Annotated in this window: 18 protein-coding genes; 13 read left to right on the forward strand and 5 right to left on the reverse strand. The window is 68.0% G+C overall.

Going from position 1 to position 19,807, the window contains the following annotated elements:
• Positions 1-49 precede the first annotated feature (49 nt).
• From ACIBKY_RS32650 to ACIBKY_RS32660, 3 genes are all read left to right on the forward strand, one after another.
• Positions 50-1,012: an SDR family NAD(P)-dependent oxidoreductase gene (locus tag ACIBKY_RS32650; protein ID WP_397102655.1), complete on the forward strand. Its 963-nt coding sequence runs from the start codon at positions 50-52 to the stop codon at positions 1,010-1,012.
• Positions 1,013-1,088: 76 nt separating this feature from the next.
• Positions 1,089-1,310: a hypothetical protein gene (locus ACIBKY_RS32655; RefSeq protein WP_397102657.1), complete on the forward strand. Its 222-nt coding sequence runs from the start codon at positions 1,089-1,091 to the stop codon at positions 1,308-1,310.
• Between the two features lie 53 nt (positions 1,311-1,363).
• Positions 1,364-1,870, forward strand: a complete 507-nt coding sequence (locus ACIBKY_RS32660; RefSeq protein WP_397102659.1) for a hypothetical protein — start codon at positions 1,364-1,366, stop codon at positions 1,868-1,870.
• 221 nt (positions 1,871-2,091) lie between these two features.
• On the opposite strand, the gene ACIBKY_RS32665 is transcribed toward ACIBKY_RS32660, so the two are convergent.
• The 3 genes from ACIBKY_RS32665 to ACIBKY_RS32675 form a co-directional block, all read right to left on the reverse strand.
• Complete coding sequence (locus tag ACIBKY_RS32665) at positions 2,092-2,442, reverse strand: dihydrofolate reductase family protein (RefSeq protein WP_397102661.1); 351 nt, start codon at positions 2,440-2,442, stop codon at positions 2,092-2,094.
• Between the two features lie 402 nt (positions 2,443-2,844).
• The gene (locus tag ACIBKY_RS32670; RefSeq protein ID WP_397102956.1) at positions 2,845-3,456 is read right to left on the reverse strand and encodes a hypothetical protein; all 612 of its coding nucleotides are present in this window, start codon (positions 3,454-3,456) and stop codon (positions 2,845-2,847) included.
• Positions 3,457-4,227: 771 nt separating this feature from the next.
• The gene (locus ACIBKY_RS32675) at positions 4,228-4,704 is read right to left on the reverse strand and encodes a DUF6326 family protein (protein ID WP_397102663.1); all 477 of its coding nucleotides are present in this window, start codon (positions 4,702-4,704) and stop codon (positions 4,228-4,230) included.
• A 578-nt stretch (positions 4,705-5,282) separates the two neighbouring features.
• Between ACIBKY_RS32675 and ACIBKY_RS32680 the strand changes: the two genes are divergently transcribed.
• Complete coding sequence (locus tag ACIBKY_RS32680) at positions 5,283-5,957, forward strand: TetR/AcrR family transcriptional regulator C-terminal domain-containing protein (protein WP_397102665.1); 675 nt, start codon at positions 5,283-5,285, stop codon at positions 5,955-5,957.
• 215 nt (positions 5,958-6,172) lie between these two features.
• On the opposite strand, the gene ACIBKY_RS32685 is transcribed toward ACIBKY_RS32680, so the two are convergent.
• Positions 6,173-6,988 carry a hypothetical protein gene (locus ACIBKY_RS32685; RefSeq protein WP_397102667.1) on the reverse strand — a complete coding sequence of 272 codons (816 nt, stop codon included), beginning with the start codon at positions 6,986-6,988 and terminating at the stop codon, positions 6,173-6,175.
• 107 nt (positions 6,989-7,095) lie between these two features.
• Between ACIBKY_RS32685 and ACIBKY_RS32690 the strand changes: the two genes are divergently transcribed.
• From ACIBKY_RS32690 to ACIBKY_RS32710, 5 genes are all read left to right on the forward strand, one after another.
• Positions 7,096-9,048, forward strand: a complete 1,953-nt coding sequence (locus ACIBKY_RS32690; RefSeq protein WP_397102669.1) for a protein kinase — start codon at positions 7,096-7,098, stop codon at positions 9,046-9,048.
• Positions 9,049-9,200: 152 nt separating this feature from the next.
• Positions 9,201-9,689 carry a hypothetical protein gene (locus ACIBKY_RS32695; protein ID WP_397102671.1) on the forward strand — a complete coding sequence of 163 codons (489 nt, stop codon included), beginning with the start codon at positions 9,201-9,203 and terminating at the stop codon, positions 9,687-9,689.
• A complete protein-coding gene (locus ACIBKY_RS32700; RefSeq protein WP_397102673.1) occupies positions 9,686-12,169 on the forward strand; it encodes an Hsp70 family protein in 2,484 nt (827 codons plus the stop codon). The genes ACIBKY_RS32695 and ACIBKY_RS32700 overlap by 4 nt, the downstream gene beginning before the upstream one ends.
• A gap of 11 nt (positions 12,170-12,180) precedes the next feature.
• Positions 12,181-13,020, forward strand: coding sequence for a hypothetical protein (locus ACIBKY_RS32705; protein ID WP_397102675.1), 840 nt, complete (start codon positions 12,181-12,183; stop codon positions 13,018-13,020).
• Positions 13,017-14,483 carry a hypothetical protein gene (locus ACIBKY_RS32710; RefSeq protein WP_397102677.1) on the forward strand — a complete coding sequence of 489 codons (1,467 nt, stop codon included), beginning with the start codon at positions 13,017-13,019 and terminating at the stop codon, positions 14,481-14,483. Before ACIBKY_RS32705 ends, ACIBKY_RS32710 begins: the two co-directional genes overlap by 4 nt.
• A 103-nt stretch (positions 14,484-14,586) precedes the next feature.
• On the opposite strand, the gene ACIBKY_RS32715 is transcribed toward ACIBKY_RS32710, so the two are convergent.
• On the reverse strand, positions 14,587-15,501 hold the full coding sequence (locus ACIBKY_RS32715) for a S1 family peptidase (RefSeq protein ID WP_397102679.1): 915 nt from the start codon (positions 15,499-15,501) through the stop codon (positions 14,587-14,589).
• 391 nt (positions 15,502-15,892) lie between these two features.
• Between ACIBKY_RS32715 and ACIBKY_RS32720 the strand changes: the two genes are divergently transcribed.
• The 4 genes from ACIBKY_RS32720 to ACIBKY_RS32735 all read left to right on the forward strand — a co-directional run bounded on the left by ACIBKY_RS32720 (position 15,893) and on the right by ACIBKY_RS32735 (position 19,553).
• Positions 15,893-16,513 carry a PASTA domain-containing protein gene (locus tag ACIBKY_RS32720; protein ID WP_397102681.1) on the forward strand — a complete coding sequence of 207 codons (621 nt, stop codon included), beginning with the start codon at positions 15,893-15,895 and terminating at the stop codon, positions 16,511-16,513.
• Entirely contained in the window at positions 16,510-16,860 is a 351-nt protein-coding gene (locus ACIBKY_RS32725) for a hypothetical protein (RefSeq protein WP_397102683.1), read from the forward strand. The genes ACIBKY_RS32720 and ACIBKY_RS32725 overlap by 4 nt, the downstream gene beginning before the upstream one ends.
• 762 nt (positions 16,861-17,622) lie before the next feature.
• Positions 17,623-18,372 (forward strand): hypothetical protein, encoded by a 750-nt coding sequence (locus tag ACIBKY_RS32730; protein ID WP_397102685.1) that lies wholly within the window; start codon positions 17,623-17,625, stop codon positions 18,370-18,372.
• A 629-nt stretch (positions 18,373-19,001) separates the two neighbouring features.
• Positions 19,002-19,553, forward strand: a complete 552-nt coding sequence (locus ACIBKY_RS32735) for a hypothetical protein (protein WP_397102687.1) — start codon at positions 19,002-19,004, stop codon at positions 19,551-19,553.
• Positions 19,554-19,807 lie beyond the last annotated feature (254 nt).

Here is a 19,807-nt window from a genome sequence, read left to right on the forward strand (position 1 = left end):
GGCCTCCCCGGTCCGTGCGAGGGTGGTCAGCGACGGGGAGGGTTGAGCGATGAGATCGTTCATGGGAAGGATGGCCGTCGTCACCGGGGGCGGCGCCGGGATGGGACGCGAACTGGTCGTTCAGTTGGCCGCCGAAGGCTGTTCGGTCGCCGCGTGCGACGTCGACGAGGCCGGGCTGGCCGTCACCGCCGAGCGGGCCGCCAAAGCCGGGGTGCGGGTCACCACCCATGCCTGCGACGTGTCGGACGAGGCTCAGGTGACGAGGTTCCGCGACGAGGTGGTCGAGCGGCACCGGACCGGCCACATCAACCTGCTGTTCAACAACGCCGGCATCGGCGGCGGCACCAGCTTCGTCACCAGCTCGCGAGCCGAGTGGGAGCGTACGTTCGCCGTCTGCTGGGGCGGGGTGTACAACTGCACGCGTGCGTTCATGCCGCTCCTGATCGCCAGTGACGAGGGGTGCCTGGTCAACACCAGCAGTGTCAACGGCTTCTGGGCGGCGGGCCCCGGTGTGCCGATGAGCGCGTACAGTGCCGCCAAGTTCGCCGTGAAGGGCTTCTCCGAGGCGATGCTGACGGACCTGCGGATCAACGCGCCGCACGTACGGGTCGCGCTGGTGATGCCCGGGCACGTCGGCACGGAGATCGTGATCAACTCCCGCCGGATCCACGGCCACTCCGAGCCTGACGACATGACCGCCGAGGAACTCGCGGACACCCGCGTGCTCGCCGCCGCCGTCGCGGGCGTTCCCGCCGACCGATTGAGTGATGAGGAGGTTCGGGCCGCGGTCAAGAGCATGGGTGAGTGGTTTCGCGACCTCGCGCCGCTGTCGGCCGCCGACGCCGCGACCGTCATCCTTGATGGCGTACGCGCCGGCACGTGGCGCATCCTGATCGGTGACGACGCCCGCGCGCTCGACGCGGCGATACGTGCCGACCCGCTGGACCTGTACCGTCCCGACAGCCCGACCCTGGCCGCCCTCTTTCCCGACATGAGCCATCGCGAGGAGTGACTCGGATCCCGGCGGCGCCGGAGACAGCGACGCGCTGAACAGCGGCAAGCTCCTGCCCGCCGATCTGCTGGCCGAGATGCGCAAGCCGTACCCGAAGAGCGACCCCCTCTACGGCCGCTACGGCCTCGGCGTGTTCGTGCAGGACCTGGGCCCGACCTGCGGCACCGTCCTCAACCACAACGGCAGCCCGCCAGGGGGCTACGCGGCGCTGATGTACAGCACACCCGACGGCAGGGTCATGCTCCACCACCGCCCGGGGCTGTTCCACTGGAAGGGCACGGGCTGGAACGCCTTCTGATTGTCAACGCCGTCCAACCGAACGACGGCGTCCAAGATCACAAGGAGACCTTCATGGTCACTGGCAGCAGTCTGAAACGTGGCCTGCTCAAGGTGCTGGGCATCGCCATGGCCCCCATCGCCGCCCTCGTCTTGGTCGGGGCGCAGCCCGCGTCCGCCGCCACCGTAGCCGCGCAGGCCTGCACGGGTCAGGTCCAGCAGAACGTGTGCGTGACGATCACCAGCCTTGGCTTCGGGTTCTACGAGGTCCGTCTCGGCATCGACTTCCGCATCGGCCTGGCGGGCGCCCAGCAGATCATCAACGCGCCCGGCGAGCCGTTCTCCGGAGCGCTGTTCGGCGCCGACTCCAGCCCCGAGTTCCTCCTCAGCGTTCCCGTCACCAGTGTGGGCGCCTCGGAGGAGAGCGGGCTCAGCGCCGACTTCGTGACCACCGTTCCCCGGCTCTGGCTCGATGAGGACCTCAACGACCGGGACGAGATGTTCGGCAAGATCAGGCTTCTGGACTCTCGCTTCAACGTGATGCGCACCTTCGACACGCCGCAGATCCAGCAGTTCTTCTAAAGCCCCCGGTCACCCGCTCCCGGCCGGCCTGACCGGGCTCCGCTCGCTACTTCCGTGCCGGCAACCCCGAACGAGCCGAAGTCGTCGAGGGGGTCTTCACATGGCCTGCCGGGGCCGTCCGAGGGCTTAGCTTCGGCGTGCTCAAGGCTGGGCGCAGGTAGACGGCGAGGTTGCGTATGGGCCGGCGGGTGAATGGTTGGCCGAGTTTGGTCGGGCCGTGGTCACCTCTGGCGTAGGTAGCGAAGGAGAACGGTCTTGGTGTCGAAGGTCCGCGAGTCGACGAGCGTCATGTCGATGCGGTCCTTCGGCTCCCAGAACAGCCGTGGGCCGCCGCCGAGGACGACAGGGTGCACGACGATGCGGTAGTCGTCGAGCAGGCCAAGCTCGGTCAGGGAGGCCGCGACCTGTGCGCCGCCGGTCAGCAGGATGTCCTTGCCGGGTCGGCGCTTCAGCTCCGCGACCTCCTCGGCGAGGTTCTTTCCGATCACGCGGGCGTCCCAGCCGGCCTTGTCGAGCGTGCGGGAGACCACGACTTTCGGGGTCCGCCGCCAGAAGGGCGAACGCCCGCGCATGATCGTTGGTCGTCTCGGGGTCGGCATCGGCCGTCGACCAGTAGGCGGTCATCATGTCCCACACCACGCGCCCGTACATGAGGGTGTCGACCTGCTCGTTCATCGCTTCGGAGTACCCGAACAGCTCCGGTCCCGGGGTCGGCCAGTCGAACGCTCCCTTGGGCCCCGCGACATGACCGTCGATGGACACGTGGACCCAGTAAATGATCTTTCGCATGACTCGCTCCTCTGCTGTCCGAGGCGCTCTCCGCCCGGCGCCTTCGGGAAGAGTCGGAGCCAGCCGTACGTTCTCGACATCCCCCACCATCTACCTGTACGTCGCTCCGCACGTGGAGCGTCCCGTCGGACACCGCGGACCTTCGGCGACGTGGCTGCGTAGTGCGTCCAGGAATCGGGTGTCGTCTATGGCATGGGTGGCAGGTCCAAGGCGCGGGTGACGGCAGTGACGATCGAGGTGGAGTGATCTGGCAGTTGCCGCTCGGCCCAGGTGGAGACCAGGTTCCGGAAGTGGGTCAGGTCGGTTTCGGCGTGGTTGAGTTGATGACGTAGTTCCGCGGCGGGTGCCTCGATGATCGGGCTGCCGGCCTGCTCGGCGTCGAGGGTCATGCGGACGAGGTCGCCGGTGCGTTCAACCAGCGGGGATGGATCGTGGCCGAAGGAGACGACCGCGCCGTCGATGGCCAGGAACCAGTCGCGCCATTCCTCTAGGCCGCTGCAGCATCCGGGGAGCAGCACGACTCCGCTGGTGGTGTCCGTCACGCGCAGGCCGCCGGAGGCGAAGAGGTCGTCCATGGTGAGGAGCCCGTGCAAGAACGCCTCAATCGAGTCTGCGGGACGAGGAGGATCGCTGTCTGTCGGATCGACGTTGTTGCACTCGGCGATCCGCATCACGGCAGTTCCGACCTCGGCTGGGCTTAGGTCGCCGTTGAGCGGGAGGTAGCCATACGACTCGACCTCGGCGACGGGCCAGAGCGCAAAGCCGTCGTAGGAGTAGACCTCCAGGACGGGCTGCATGACGATCACCTGCGTAGTCTGCCGCAGACTCAAAGGGTCACTCTCGATTGAAGCCGCTGTGGCCATCCTTCGCAGAGGTCGCCGTCCAGGCTTCCGCCGCCGAGAGTTGGCGATGAATCGTCTTGTGAAGGCCCATCGGGCGTGTTTACGTTTGATCATGACCTTCAGGAAACCCGGGGGACGTCTACCCCGTCTGGCCGTGTTAGCCGTGCTCCCCGCCTTCGCGGGACTGGCGTTCTCCCCGTCGCCCGCCCAAGCGGCCCAACCCGGCTACTCCTGCGCCACGCTGGAGACGGAGCCCAGCCCGCAGCAGCGCGTTTTCGCCACCGGTTGCACGCCGCTCAACGGAGCGCCGGACAACGGCCTGGTCAGGGAGGTCTTCATCTCCTGGCCCGGGGGCCGCATCCAATGCTTCACCGCTAGGGCGACGCGCGACGGGGCCCACGTGAGGGTCAGTGCCTCCCCGTGCATATGAACGGCCCCGCCTAGGGTCAGCCGATCGGTGGAGCACGGCCTGTAGCAGATGCCGGCGACATCGGGCGGGATCTTCACTGGCCGCGGCTGTCGACGCGCCGGGCGCGGCGCCGCTGTCGCGCTACCGGATCATGAAGAGCGAGCCACCGGGTCGGGTGGAACGGATCACGGGTGTCGGCGACGCGGACACCGGACCGTTTGTGAGCAGGTTCTCTGCGTATGCCGAGACTGCGCTGGTCACGGTCGGCCCGGTGTCCGAGGCGGCGGGTTTCACGCCGTAGGGCTTTACACGGATACCTACACTCGAAGGCCGGTCGTCGCGGGGCTGGCTGGGACGGCGGGGATTCGAGGCCATGTCCAGGCGGAGCGCAGGACGAAGGCCAGGAGTAGCACCTCGATTCCGATGGAGAGGCCGTAGAAGGAGGCCCAGTCCCAGGACTCCCCAAGCGCGTTGACCACCGAGTAGGGGATGTAGATCGATGCGACGACGAGGTTCGTGGCGCGGTTCACCCGGGCGGGCAGCGTCATGGAGAGCATCACCATCACGGCCGGGATCGCCACGGACGCGAGCATCATGGTCAACAACGTCGGGCTGATGTCGAACTCGAAGACGACGCCAGCCAGGATCTTGTTGACGGTGCCAGGCTTGTAGAGGTGGAAGTAGTCGACGTAGATGTAGAGGAACATGAAGCTGGTCCATGCGGCGGCGAGCTTGGCCCGCACGGGGATCGGCGGGTTGTCGAGCTGGTTCGGGGCTTTGGTTTGTATGGTCATCGGTTCTTCTTTCGAGAGGACGGTCCCTCCGCCGGTGTGGCGGCAGGTCTGGGCGTGCGTACGCACGGGTTGGGTCGTTCTCGTCGGTCCGGTCGTCAGACGGTGACGACGACCTTCCCTCGGGTGTGGCCGGCTGAGGGCGTGCGTGCGGTCGATGACGGGCGAGATCTGCCCGGTCGTGAGCAGGTTCTGGCGTTTCGCGAAGGAGCCCACGCCACCCGACGTTCCCGTGACCAGCACCGTCTGGCCTGCCGGAGGAGCCCGAACGCAAGGCGCACGTACGGCACACCGGTCATCACGAAGTAGCCGCCCACCTGGACGAGCACATCCCTTCGACCGGGCGGCGGCAGCCCGATCCCGGACACCTCGAGCACTGACGGCGGCCCGCATCGTCGCCGCCCCGGCCGGACTCGCCCCCGGCGCCAGGCGTGCTCCGGCATTCGATCGCGGTTCGATTCCCACCGAAGCCTCCTTCACGTCCGAGCTGCGACTCTCGCTGTTTCGTACACCGTACTTCGTACGCCGTACTATGGTAGTACGCTGTACGAATGTCAAGCCGTTCGAGAGCGAGGAGAACCGTGCCTGCAAGGGAACGACGTCAGGTCACTTCAGACGCGGGGCTGAGCAAGCAGCGGGTGGTGGCCGAGGCGATCCGGCTCGCCGACCGCGAGGGGGTCGACGGGCTCAGCATGCGCCGGCTGGCGAACGCGCTCAGCGCGGGCGCGATGTCGCTCTACTACTACGTGGCCAACAGGGAGGAACTGCTGGACGCCATGATCGACATCGTGTTCGAGGAGATCGAGCTCCCGCCCGAAGACACCGACTGGCAGGCGGCGATGCGACGGCGGGCGGTATCCGCCCGACAGGTTCTCGCCCGCCACCCATGGGCGATCAGCCTGATGGAGTCGCGGGCATCGCCGGGGCCCGCGAACCTCCGCCACCGCGAAGCGGTCACCGCCTGCCTGCGGAGGGCCGGCTTCTCGGTCCTGATGGCGACGCACGCCAACTGGTTGCTCGACAGCTACGTCTACGGTTTCGCCTTGCAGGAAGCCAGCCTGCCGTTCGACACCGGCGATGAGTTCACGGACGTGGCCGAGGACGTCTTCCTGCCCCAGCTTCCTCCTGACGAGTTCCCCTACCTCAACGAGTCCGCCGCGGCGCTCGCCGCTGCCGGCTACGACCCGGCGGAGGAGTTCATCTTCGGCCTCGACCTCGTCCTGGCCGCCCTCGAACCCCTGAGAGCCTCCACATAGCGATGCTCACGGACCATCGCGGCCGAAGCGCTCCGCCGGTCATCCTGTACGGCTCGCGCCGCGACAACGTCACCGTCTGGCGCGGTGACCGGAACATGCTGCGGATCTGGGCGCGTTCGCGGCGTTGGGCGGTCAGCACCAGGTCGAGCGGTGGTTCCTGACCCGGGGTTACCCGAACGACGATCGAGGACCATGGACCCTCGGGTTATCGCAGCTCAAGCGCCTTCTGACGCGGCACAGGATTCGTCGAGGAGCAGGAGGTCGGATGGGCCGATCGTGCCGGAGACCAGCAGCGCGGTGATCAGGTTGTGGTTGAGGGTGTTGCCCAGAGGCGGCGGGATCTCCTCTTCCAGGAGTCCGGGCACGTTGGCGCTGAGCCGCTGGCGCGTTTGGGCGACGATGTGGGCGGCTCGTTTGGTGGTCCACTGTTCCGCGGGGCGGAGGTGGCTGAGCTCGTCGGCGACCTGGGCCCAGGTCAGTGGCTGCGGCCATGGCTCGGGCCGGAGGTATCGCTGACCCAGGCAGACCAGGACCAGGCGCTCGACGGGACTCAGGGGCCATCCGCTCGGGCTGCGGGTGTCGGTCTCCTGGCGGACCTGCGGCGCCGGGCTTGATGCCGTCCTGACGATGCGTACTTCAAGTAAGTGGTCTTGCCGGGGAGCAACGATGAACAGCGGTGTGTACGCCACCGGCAGCGGCACGCGGTGCCCGGTGAGCACCAGACGCTCACCGGGAAGGCGGATGGGCAGGTTGCCGACGTTGCACAGGACCCATCGCGCGTTCTCGTAAATGATGATGCCGTGCTGCCGGCTGACGTAGGGGTCGTCGGGCCCCACGCACACGTGCACGTCCGGCTCGCAACGCCCGAACACCACATCGATGCCGGCGTCCGGCGCGACGCGGATCCCGCCTTGGGCTCCCTGGACGTACAGGGTGCCCGGTACGGCGGGAGGCAGCTGGCCGATGATGCCGCCGGGCTCCGCCGGCAGAAGTTCCACCTTGCTGAGGGGGCCGCGTTTCATCGACGCCATGCCCCGATCTTTCCACGAGCCCGGCATCGCTGACAGAGGGAAGTTCGAGGGCGGTCGCCGCTCAGTAAGGTTGCGGTAGATCAGCTCCTTGGCAACACAATGACCGCATGGCTCATTTCACGCCGTTGGCACCCGGCGACCCTGAGAAATTGGGTGGCCTGAGACTCCTCGGCAGGTTAGGCCAAGGCGGGCAGGGCGTCGTCTTTCTTGCCAGGACGCCCATGGGCGCGCATGTGGCCGTCAAATGGCTGCACCGGTTGGACGAGGAGAGCGTGGCGCGCTTCATGCAGGAGGCGGCACTCTCCCAGCGGGTGGCGACGTTCTGTACCGCGGCCGTGCTCAGCACGGGTGTCGAGGGCGGCCGGCCGTACATCATCAGCGAGTATGTCGAGGGCCGCTCGCTGGAGCGGACCGTCAGGGAGGACGGCCCGCTCACCAGCGGCGACCTGGAGCGGCTGGCCATCGGCACCGCCACCGCGCTCGCCGCGATCCACGAAGCCGGCGTGGTGCACCGGGACTTCAAACCCGGCAACGTCATCATGGGCGCCGGCGGCCCGCGCGTGATCGACTTCGGCATCGCGCGCACGCTCGGCCCGGCCACCATGACAAGCAGCACGCAGATCGGGACACCGGCGTATATGGCGCCCGAGCAGATCATGGGGCTCGGACTCGGATCGTCGGCCGACCTGTTCTCCTGGGCCGGCACGATGGTCTTCGCCTCCTGCGGGCAGGCGCCGTTCGGCAATGACGGAACACCTGCCGTGATGCACCGGGTGCTCAGCGATCGACCCGAACTGGGCTCGCTCGACGGACGGCTGGCCGAACTGGTGCAGCGGTGCCTGGCCAGGGAACCGGGAAGCCGGCCGACGGCCATGGACGTCATCACGCACCTGCTCCGGAATCCGGAGCCCGGCACCGACCCGCTCGTGGCGGGAGCCAGGCAGGCCACTCGGGACCCCGCCACACCCGCCGGCCGTGGCGGGACCGCACGCGGGCCGATCCTCGCCGCCGCGGCTCTGATCGCCACGGCCGCGGTGGTGACCGCGGTAGCGCTGCCCGGCTGGCTGCGGACGAGTACGCCCGCCGCCTCGCCGACCGCCGCGCGGTCCGCGACCGCGTCGCAGCGCGCGACACCCTCGCCGACCACGTTGCCCGGCGGGCCGATCACGCTCCAGGAGAGCCCGTCCGACCCCATCGCACTGACCGCGTACGACGTCTACGACAAGAAGCTCGACAAGGACGTCAACTATGCCAGGCAGTCGCTGCGGGGGAAGTTCGACAGGTATGCGGGCAACATAGAGTCGCTGGTGTCCCCCAACGGCCGCTATCTCGCGGGAAGGCCGGACGACTACACCGCGGACGGCTACGACTCGATCCTTCTCACCGACCGGCGGACAGACTCGAGTTTCCGGATCAAAACCCTGCCCAAACCGCAGGACACCAGCATCCGCGCCTGGTCGAAGGACGGCTTGAAGATCCTCCTGAACCTCAACAAGAAGATCACCGACAAGCGGGACAAGGAACGCTGGGTCACCTTGGGGTTCGCCATCGTCGACGTGGACAGGAACGACCTGTTCCAGAGCAAGGTCCGGGTGGTCAGGGTGGCGGACGCCTCGCTCGGCGACAACAACTTCGGCTGGGACGGCGCCGAACAGGGCGTCGTCATCGTCGATGGCAAGGACAAGGGGCTGCGCTTCTTCGACGCTGCCGGCAAACACACCCGTGACCTACCTGGAGTGGGGCCGCTGGCGTCCGGCACCGTCGACCTCTTCTCACCCTCGGGCAAGACCTTCGTGACCGCCTGCCCGGGTGACGACGACAGCGATCACTGTCTCTGGGACGCCAGCACCGGCAAGCAGGTACGCAGGTTCTCCTCCGACTGCGACAAGGTGCTCGGCTGGTTCGACGAGTCGCATCTGTACTGCTGGGAGAACGACAACGGCGCCCACGACGAAGTTCGCGTGGTGGCGTTCGACGGCAGGCTGCTGCGAAGGCTGCTGGAGTCTCCGGACGAGCTTGACCTCGCGCCGTACTTCACCGTCACCCCCACCAGGTCGTGAAGCGGCAGTTGCCGCACGTTGGGTGATCGAGATCACGCGGAACCGGTTCGCTACGCGTCCGTTGTGGGGGAGGGCAGGCCGGGACCCCTCCCGAGTGAGTGGCGCTACGTTGTGCCGATCGGTGGCGATCCAACGGGAAGGAACGCGCGGACGTGGCACTGCTGAGTTCCATAACGGCGCAAGTACGGCAGTTACGTCATCCGAGGGAATTCCGCATCCATGCCGCGGCCTGGCCCGACGACGCCCTGGTGGCGTTCGAGCGTCTGGGGACGGATCGGCCCACGGAGACTCCGGACGACGCCCTTTCCGGGCACTCGGTGGCCGAGGTGGTGACGAGTCTCTGGCGGCTCGATCGCCGGGTACGGCGACTTCCGGGGGAGACGCGGGCCGTGACGCGCTACCTGGAGATGGCCTGGGATTCCTTCACCCAGGCCGGCATCAAGGTCCAGGAGCACGTGAACGACCCATTCGACCCGGGGCTCGCGATCGAGGTGCTGTCCTACCAGCCCGCGCCCGGTCTCGACCGTGACCGGGTGGTGGAGACCATCCGGCCGAGCGTTTACCTGAACGATCATGTGATCCAGAGAGGAGAGGTGATCGTGGGTACCCCCGACCCCGTCGCGAAGGAGGTCACCCCGTGACCAGGACCACGATCGGCTACGGGATCGACCTCGGTACCACCAACAGCTCGATCGCCGTGCTGAACGGCGTGGGCGTCGAGGTGGTCAAGAACAACCGCCAATCAGAGATCACCCCGTCGGCCATCTGGATCGACCGCGCGGAACGGCTCCACGTCGGCGACGTCGCCAAGAAGCGCAGCGAGCTGGATCACGAGAACACCTGCGTCGAGTTCAAGGCCAGGATGGGCATGACCGACCAGCCCAAGGTCTTCGCCGACGGCGGCCGGTCGATGACGCCGGAGGAGATGTCCGCTGAAGTACTGAAGTCGCTCAAGGGCGACGTAGCGCAGCGGACCGGCGAGGATCTGCGGGCGGCGGTCATCACGGTGCCGGCGGCCTTCCAGCTCAGTGCTTGCGAGGCGACCAAGCAGGCCGCCAGGCTCGCCGGGCTGGAGCACGCGCCGCTGCTGCAGGAGCCCACCGCGGCCGCGCTGGCGTACGGGTTCCAGAGTACGGCCGACAACGCCTTCTGGCTGGTGTACGACCTGGGAGGCGGGACGTTCGACGCGGCCGTGGTCAACCTCAGGGACGGCGAGTTGACCGTCGTCAACCACCGGGGCGACAACACCCTCGGCGGGAAGCTGATCGACTGGAAGATCGTCGAGGAGCTGTTCATCCCGGCCCTGACGAGGGAGTACCGGTTCGCCGATCTCAGCCGGGGCAACCCGCGGTCGCTCGCGACCATCAGTCAGCTCAAGCGGGCCGCGGAAGAGGCCAAGATCGAGGTGTCGCGCAGCGAGTCCGCGTCGATCTCCCTCTTGCTGAAGGACGACCGTGGCGACGACGTCGACTTCTTCTACGACCTGGAGCGGGCGGAACTGGTGCGGCTCACCGAGCCGCTCATCGTGCGCTCGGTGAATCTCTGCAAGAAGGCCCTGGAGGAGCGCGGGCTCGGCGCGGCTGACATCGAGAAGGTCCTGCTGGTGGGCGGTCCCACACTGTCGCCTTACCTCAGGGAACGGCTTGCCGACCCCCGGCAGGGGCTTGGGATCCCGCTCGACCACAGCAGGGATCCCATCACGGCCGTGGCCACGGGCGCCGCCATCTTCGCCGGAACCCAACGCCTGGACGCCATGGCGACACTGGCCGTCCCGCCCGCCGGCGAGTACGTGGTGGCTCTGGCCTACGAACCGGTGGGGGCGGATACCGAGCCGCTCATCGGAGGCCGGGTGTCAGGAGCTGACACGGCGGGGTTCGCGATCGAACTGGTCAACGCGGAGGCCCGGCCGGAGTGGCGGAGCGGCAAGATCACGCTGGACGCCGACGGGACCTTCACCGCCACGCTGTGGGCCGAGCGCGGGCGGGCCAACACCTTCCGCGTCGAGCTCACCGACGGCTCGGGAACCCGGCGCGAGGTGAGCCCCGACCAGCTGACCTACACGGTCGGAGCCGTCGACTCCCAGCCCACGCTCACCAACGCGATCGGTGTATGGCTGGAGGACCACGATGTGGCCTGGCTGCTCCCGAGGGGGACGCCGCTCCCGGCACGGCGCAGGCACACGCTGCGTACCACGATCACACTCAGCAACAGCCGGCGCGAAGGCTACATCCGCATCCCGATCGTGGAGGGCGAGTACTCGCGCGCCGACCGCAACCGGCGGGTCGGCCGGTTGGAGATCGACCCTGGCCAGGTCACCCGTGACGTGCCGGCGGGCAGCGAGGTGGAGTTCTCCGTGGTGGTCGACGAATCCCGGCTGGTCGTCGCCCGTGCGTACATTCCGCTCCTTGATGAGGAGTTCGAGCACGTCGTCAACCTGCGAACCGAGACGACTCCCACGCACGACGAGCTGAACAAGAAGGTACGTGCGGAAAGGCACCGGCTGCACGAACTGCGCACGGAAGCCAGGGACCTCGGCGACGTCAGGGCCGGGACACTGGTCGCCAGGATCGACGCGGAGGGGACCGCCAAGGACCTCGACCGGCTGGTCGATGCGGCCCGCGCCGATCCGGACGCCGCCACCGAGTGCGGCAGGCGTCTGCTCGATCTCCAGGTCGCCATCGACGAGGTGGAGGAGATGGTGGAGTGGCCCAAGCTGGTCCAGGAGGCGAAGGAGACGATGGGCGGCGTCCGGGACATCGTGCTGGGCATGGGCGACGTGAACGACCAGCGGACCCTGACCACGCTCGAGTCCGCGACGCGGGAGGCGATCAACGCTCATGACGCCGACCTGGTCAGGAGATGTGTCGCCGACGCCTACGGGCTGGCGGCGGAAGTGCTGGAGAGGACGGACGAGCTCCCTCGCATCCGGTTCGAGCATCTCAGGGGCCTGCTGCCGGATATGCGGGACAGGCACGAGGCCGCTCAGCTCATCGAGACCGGGAGGAAGGCGATGGAGCGAGGCGACATGAGGACGGTGCGCGACGTGAACCGCGAACTGGAGAGCATGCTGCCCGCGCCGCCGCCGCTCGATCTGTCCAGCACCGTCGTACGTGGGTCATGAAGCAGGTGACCATGGCCCTATCCGTCACCCGCGAGCTGGTCCTGGCCCAGGCCAGGGCCCTGGCGCGGAGCGGCCGCCGCGCAGAGGCCGCGGAACTGCTGGAAGATCTCCAGGGGGAGCCCAGCGTGACCGTGCTGGACCTGCTGGCTCGCGTCTACGCTCAGCAGGGCGATCTCGACCGGGCGGACCAGTGCTGGGCAGAGGCGGAGCGGCTGGCTCCCGGCGGGGCGGAGATCGCCGCCGGACGGCGGCGGATCGCGGCCATGCGTCCCGCCGCGCGGCGGCGCAGGCTCGGCAAGGGTCTGCTCGCCACGTGCGCGGTGCTGGTCACAGGCGCGGTGCTCGTCCTGCTCGTCGATATCCGCCTGGAAACCGCCGGGCCTGCGATGCCCGCGGCCCCGCTGACGGTCGTGACGACCTCGCCGCCGGAGAAGCCCGACGTGCTGGCCCGCATGAGACTCGACGTTCCGGGGATCCGGGTGAGGCGGTCACCGGGGGAGATCTCCATCGTCTTCAAGGAGGCCCTGTTCAGCCAGGGCACCGAGCTGACTCGCCGCGGCCGGGCCGTGCTCGGCGATCTGGGCAGACGTCTGCGCCCGTACGCCACCGGGATAGAGGTGGCCGTCGTCGGCCACACGGACCGCGACGCGCTCCTGCCGGGCGGCGACCACGTCAGCAACGCCGACCTCGGCCTGGCCAGGGCTACCTACGTGCGCGAGATCCTCCGCACCACGGCGCGGATCCCCACGACAAGGTTCGCGCTGTCGTCCCTGGGCGGGGTCATGCCGCCGTACCGCGACGGCGCGCGAAACCGTACGGTCACCCTGCGCATCTCCGGAGCCGCCGGATGACGCTCCTGGGACTGCGGCCGGACCTGTACCGGGAGAACGCCTTCCGGATCACCGGGCTGCCGGTGCGCGCGACGACACGCGACATCCGGAGGCAGGCGGAGAAGATGCGCCTCATGGAGCGTCTCGGCAGGTCCGGCGCGAGCGAGGGGATACTGCCGCCCGCCCGGCCCCCTGACGAGGACACGCGGCAACGAGCCGCACAGCGGCTGAAGGATCCGGTGTCGCGGCTGGTGGACGAGCTCTTCTGGCTGTGGCCGATGGCCGATGGCGAGATCGACGACGCCATGGCCGCCCTGCTCAAGGGCGAGCCGCACGACGCGCTCCGCGTGTGGGAGCGCACGACGAAGCAGCCGGCCAGGACCATCGCGGTGCACAACATCGCGGTGTTGTCACACGTCTGGGCACTCGACACGGACAAGCTGGACACCGACGCCATCAGGCTGTGGAAGCGGGCGTACAAGTGCTGGGGCGAGGTGATCGCCGACGACTCCTTCTGGGAGCTGATGCGGGTACGCGCCAACGAGCTCGACGATCCACGGCTGACGGCGGGCGTGGTCGGCCGGATGCGCGAGGATCTGCCCGCCGCCCTGCTGGCGATCAACGCCCAACTGGCGGTCGCGGCCGCACAGGACGGGCGGCTCAAGGACTCACGCGGGCACATCACCGGCATGCGGGCGTCCGGATTCTCGACCGGGCTGGTCGACGAGGCCTTGCACGGCGCCTTGGGGCACGAGACGTCCAGGATCAAGACGCTGTGCAAAAACGTGGGGCAGGCCGTCAGAGCGACCCCTGAACGTGGGGACGAGCTGGCCGATCGGTTCCTCGACGAGGCCAAGCCCCTTCTCAGAGTGGCGGGAAGCGTACTGCCCGACGATCACCGGGTGGTGCGGGAGGCCGGTGACGACATGGCGCTGACGGTTCTCGGCTGCGTCGTCGCCTACGTGAACACGGCCAAGGACCACCGGCGATCTCTGGACCTCCTCCAGCACGCCCTCGCCCTGGCGGACTCGGAATCGGTCCGTGAACGCGTGCAGGAGAACGTCGACATCATCGCGGACAACCTCTCCTACGCCTCCTGCTTCTTCTGCGGGCAGGACGCCGACGAGCCATGCGCGCTGCACCTGCCCATGCATGGTGACGTCAACCGCGCGAGCGACTATTACCAGACCCGGATAACCTGGCGGACGATCACCGTCCAGGTGCCGCGCTGCCGTCGGTGCAGGAGGAAGCGCAGCTGGAGAATCGCCTGCGGCGCGCTGATGGGCCCCTTGGCCGCGGTGGCGGTTGCCGCGTTCTTGATGAACGCCGTCGGCCTGGGCGCCGTCCTGACCGCGATCGGATTCTTCGTGGCGAGCTGGCTGATCGCGGGTCCGCGCCGCGACCCCACCGAGTTCGGACCCGTCATGGAGTTGTACGCCCTGGGTTGGCGGCCCGGCAACCGCCCGCCGGAGGCCGGACGCTAGATCCTTGAGGATGATGGCTGATCCGGGCTGTGTGGCGTTCGAGGCCGACTCCGGCGAAGCCCTTGCCACACACGATCGGGCCCGTCCACCTCGGCAGCCGAGTTCATGACCGAGTACACCTGGGCCATCGCCTCTGACCGCAATGGTCCGGCAGATGACAGGAGGCGCCGTATGCCCTGATGGTGTCGGTGATCCAGGAACGGTAGTGGGTCACGTCGGTCCAGATGCCGACTCCTGGCCCGCCCCTGGGGTTGGTGGAGCAGCCGGCGTCGCCGTTCATGCGGTCCTCCATGTCGTCGCCGTCGCGCGAGGTGGCTCCGACCAGCTCCCACCGGCCGCCAACCTTGCGGATCTGCGGACCACCTGAGTCGCCGTTGCAGGCGCTGGCAGCACGCCCGTTGAGCTCACCGGTGCACAGCTCCTCGCCGCGGTTGAGGGAAGAGCACCGGGAGTCGCGTACGCGTACGGTGTCGAGTTCCTGCAGCAGCCGTGGACCGTTCGAGCAGAGCGGATCGTCGGGGTCGTCGCAGGTCATGCCCCAGCCGATGACACGGCTCGGCTCGCCCACCCGGCCCGGGCCGTCGGCGATGCGTATGGGCTCAAGGTCTACCGGCCGATCCAGCTGGACCAGCAGGATGTCGTCCTTGGGTTCCCCGCGCATACCGGGCTTGTCCTGGTTGGGATGGGTGATGACGCGCTTGACGCTGGTGAGCGCTCCGCCCGTGTCACGTTCCAATGAGCCGACCCGCACCTGTGTCTTGCCGGCCTTCATGAGTCCCTTGCAATGGGCGGCGGTGACGACCCAGTCCGGGGCGATGAGGGAACCGCCGCAGTGGTGCTCCGGTAGTTTCCGCAGCTGGAAGGAGACCATGAACGAGTAGGTCTCCGTCGCGGCCTTTCCACCGATGATCGCGGGACGGCCGGTGCTCGCCGCTGCCGTCGTCGCGGTGGTCAGTGCGAGCCCGGTGGCCATGAGGGTGGCGAGCACCACTGATCGTCTGCCGGTTGCCTTGAACACAGGTCTCCAGTCGGTCGAGAGGCGCGGGCAGGGGGTTCTGGCGCTTCGCGCGGCGTTCTGCCAGGTCAACACGCCCGCCATGCCAGGCTACCTGCGATTTCCGTTGGAACCGACGCGAGCGCTCATGCTCGCGACCGAGCGAGAACGAGGAGGAGCGGCGCACCTCCCTCATCGAGACTCGTGACCACCGCGCACCCGGCTGTCAGGCCACCGCCTCCGACCAGTACCAGCAGCACGGCCGATGCGCTCGGCTTTGGCAGTAGGAATCTTCTGATCCCGACACCTCGCGTCGGCCCCGTTTCGCCGTCATACAGTCCGCCACTTGGAACGGAACGGAACGCGAGGGAACCGGATGTCCCGCCTTGGGAGTAACCGACCAAAGGAGAAATGGATGCCTCGCTCATGGTGGACGACCCTGTTCGGGATCGTCGCGATCATGCTGACCTTCGGCCTGGCCGGGCCGGCCGGCGCCCTTCCACCGGACAAGGATCCGGACAACCCCGGCCCCGATCCCATCCCCTGTATCGACTCGATCGTTCTCAACTCCTTCTCCGTCTCGCCGACCACCGTCGCCGCCGGCCAGAGCGTCACGGTCAGCTGGAACGTCTCGGTGACCACGGACAATCCGCTGTGCACCCTGAGCAACTACAAGGTGACGCTTGACGGATCCCCAGTGGGCAAGGTCGGCAGCAAGACCGTCCAGGTCTTCGCCACCAGGGCCTTCTTCCTGCGCGGCGCCTACGGCACGGCCACGAAGTTCAACGTGTTCCGTGAGGTGACCGTCCCGCCGCAACAGGTCACGGTGCCGAACGTGGTGGGGCTCGACACGGCCGCCGCGCGGCAGGCCATCACCTCCAGGGGACTGACCCTGACCGCCTCCATCAAGATCGACCCGTTCTGCAACGCGACTCCGGGCACGGTACTCAGCCAGACCCCCGTCGGCGGGACGCAGGTCTCGCCGGGATCCCTCGTGCGGATCTCCATCGCGGATTGGCCGGACACATGCCCATGACCTGGCTGCTCGCCCTGAGCCTGATGGGCCCGGCAGGGGCGGCGACGATCCCGTCCGACGTCTTCTGCGTGCTGCGCACCACCGGCTCGGTCACCGCGGCGCCAACCCCCGCGCTGAACCAGTGGCGGATCACCTGGAAAGTGGTCGTGCCGGCCGACTGCGAAGGCCGTGTGAGCCAGCAGCTGGACGACGTGGTGGTCTTCCGGTCGGGATCGGCGTTGTTCAACGTCCTGACGCCGAGCCGTACCTGGACGCTTGAAGCCTTCAACTCGGCACGGGTGAAGTTCCTCGACTCGGTGACCGTCCTCGGGACACCGCCCTTCTCCAGGCCCGACGCGTCCAGCTGAGCCTGCCAGTTGGCGACGTGGCGATGAGTCGGTCGAGATTTCTCGTCATCTGGCAGGACTGTCCGGCACGGGTACCCGTGCCGGACAGTCCTGCCAGCGCGAACGGCGTCAAAATGGAGCCCGCACCCAAGCTTCGGGCTCCTGGAGTTCGGCTTGACGCCCCGGGCTGATCAAGACGGCCGCCATCCCGCCCAGATGGCTGCGTCCGATCCGGCCTCGGCCATCCCTGGCCACCCACGTCTCAGGTTTTCTTGCCGCCCTGGCCGTGGGGTCCCGCCGAGCGCGACTGCCAAGGACGCCTGCCGCTCCAACGCCGCCGCCATCCGCATGCGCGCCCGATGCAGCCGGGTCCGGGCGGCAATGGCCGTACACATCCCAAAGCTTTGGCGATCCGCTGGCTGGTCTGGCCCTCCCAGCACCCCAGCGCCAACACCTCGCGGTCACGTTCGGGCAACCCGTCGAAGGCGGCGCGAACATGGTCCAGATCGACCGGCCTGACCGGCCCGGTCGGCCGCCAACTCCACACGCAGCCGTTCGGTGAGCACGGCCCTCAGTGCCTGTGAAGGCCTTTCGACAGGGAAGCTCCACGATCTTCAGTGACATGTCCCGATCCGACAAGGGAGAAGGGCGTGGGAGTCTGGACATGTGACAATTGAGTGGTCCCGGAAGGAGGTCCTCGAAGCGGTCAGGACACGCTTGCAACCTGCGGGCGCCGTGCTGGAGGGGTGCTCCGGTGTCGATGTCAGGGCAGAGTCCGACGGCATGCTGGTGATCTTCCGTTGGCGTCGAGATCCGAACACTTACGCCATCAAGGTCGAGTTCCCGAGGGGGTCAGCGAGTCCGTGGAGCGGCGGTTCGTACACCGGCCTGCCGGTGACCTCGCCGGATGGATGGGCCGTTGACTTCGCCTTCCGTCTTGGGCTGGAACTCGACACCGGGCTGGTTCGCCGAAGCCGCCGAACGATCCGATACGGGTACGTCCTGTTGGACGTTCGCGATGACACAGACGTCTGGCGCGCCGGGTTCTTCATCAATGCCGTTCCACTCAACGACCTTGAGCTCTCGGCCTCGCCTGATGACCTCGAAAGGGCCTATTCCCTTCTCGGATCGGCTTCTCCGCCTGTGTACGAGGCCGGCGCCTGGCTGGCTCGGGCCGGGATGGATGTCACCGTTCCCAGGCAGCTGATCGTCGAGGCCAGGCTTGCCTGCTGGCTTCATGCCTATGTCGACAACGCCCGCGGGGAACCTTTTGTCGGTCAGGCCGCCGCGTCCTGGGAGGACAAGCGACGTACCATCGCCCGTCTCGACCTGGTGCACGTCCAGCCGGGCGTCCCATCAGAGGTGCGCGATGCGCTGGTGCGTGTCGTGATCTGCGAGGTAGCCGAGGCCGGCGCCCTGCGCGTGGTCACCGCGGTCGACGATCCCGAACTCCATGGACTGGGGTTCCGGCCCGCGAACGTTGGCGGCCTTGCGCTTCACACCAGGAGCTGGGACCCCGCGGCCGGAACCTGACTCAAGGCGCCTCACATCCGAGGCTGGACCTCGACAGACTTCACCACCCAGATCACTGTCATCGAACTCCCGCCCTGCCACCCCGGCTTTCGGGGTGGTGGCGGGGGAGGACGTCCTCGGAGACATCTTGGACGTCCCCCCACCACCCCTGACGTCCAGGACGTCCTGGACGTCAGGGGTGCCGGCCTCGTTGTCGGGGCCGAGCGGGCGTTCGGGCGGGCGCGCTCGACGTCGTGGCGGGCCTGCGCCGATGCCCGCCACAGCGCGGCCGCCGCGGCATCGGCACGCTGCTGCAGGTCGCCTACGGGGGCCAGGCGCGGCCGACCTCGCGCAGGTGATCGGCGTGCTCGGTGATAAAGGCGCGGTGGTGCTGGCGTGCCCGCTTGGGCCGCCGCGCAGCGACAGGTCGCGGTGTTCGGCCGGCTGGCGCGAGCGTACCGTCAGCGCGGGGGCGAGCTCGTGGAGCAAGGCTCCTGGCGGGGGGGTATACGTTACGGACATCCGATGGATCCGGACATGCGGAACCCAGCTCGCGTCTGCGTGGTCCGCTGTCAGGGCCACGATGACACGAGCCGGTCCCCGCTGGATGTCGAGCTTGCTCCCGGCGGGGAGTGGGAGGGCAGGGATTGATGGCATGGGATTGGTCGACGGTACGAACGTCTTCGGGGGGCTCGGAGGAGATCCCGGCAACCCTGGAGAGGCTGCTTGCCGGAGAAACAGAGGCCCAGCGCGATAGGGCTTTTGATGGCCTCTACTCGGCTGTCGTGAACCAAGGCGACCTTGAGACGGCCGCTGCCCCGGTCGCGGACCGAATTCTTGAGGAGCTGGGCGTTCACGGATCCGTTTCCGAGTACGGCTGGCTCATGCTCAACTGCATCTTCGGCGGAGCGGGGTACGGCAAGCAGGTGCTCGTGGATGGGTCCGAGACGGACCTGGAGAGCTATTGCCGGCAAACGGTGATCGCGAGCCTGCCCATGATCGGTCCCGCGGCCGCGGCGGCCGATGGAGAGACCTTCAGATTTCTGACTGTGCTGCTGGGCAAGGTGGGTGAGTACGCGCCGGAGGCCATCTCCATTCTGGAACGGGAAGTGCGGGTCTCCTCTGGAGAACGCCTTGTGGCGGCGAGCGATGGGCTGGAGGTAGCTCGGGAGCTCGCGGCCGAACGCGCGGCCGACGGGTGAGCCGCACCCCGGGCGTCTTGTCACCGTTCGCTGAGCTGGACCCAGGTGACCTTTGGAGCCGATCACATAGCCCTCACCCTTCTGCGGGTCCTCGCGCAGTTGGCGGATGACCAGCAGCGCGGCCAGGCGGGCCAGCACGGCGGTGATCCCTTCGGGCGAGATCTGGTCACGCAGGTCGACGGCCGCGCCACAGTAGCTCTCTCGTATGGCGTCACGCGCGCGGACGGTGTGCTCGTACGCGGAGCGGGCCAGCA

The sequence above is a fragment of the Nonomuraea sp. NPDC050394 genome (genome assembly GCF_044459065.1).
Classification (GTDB): domain Bacteria; phylum Actinomycetota; class Actinomycetes; order Streptosporangiales; family Streptosporangiaceae; genus Nonomuraea.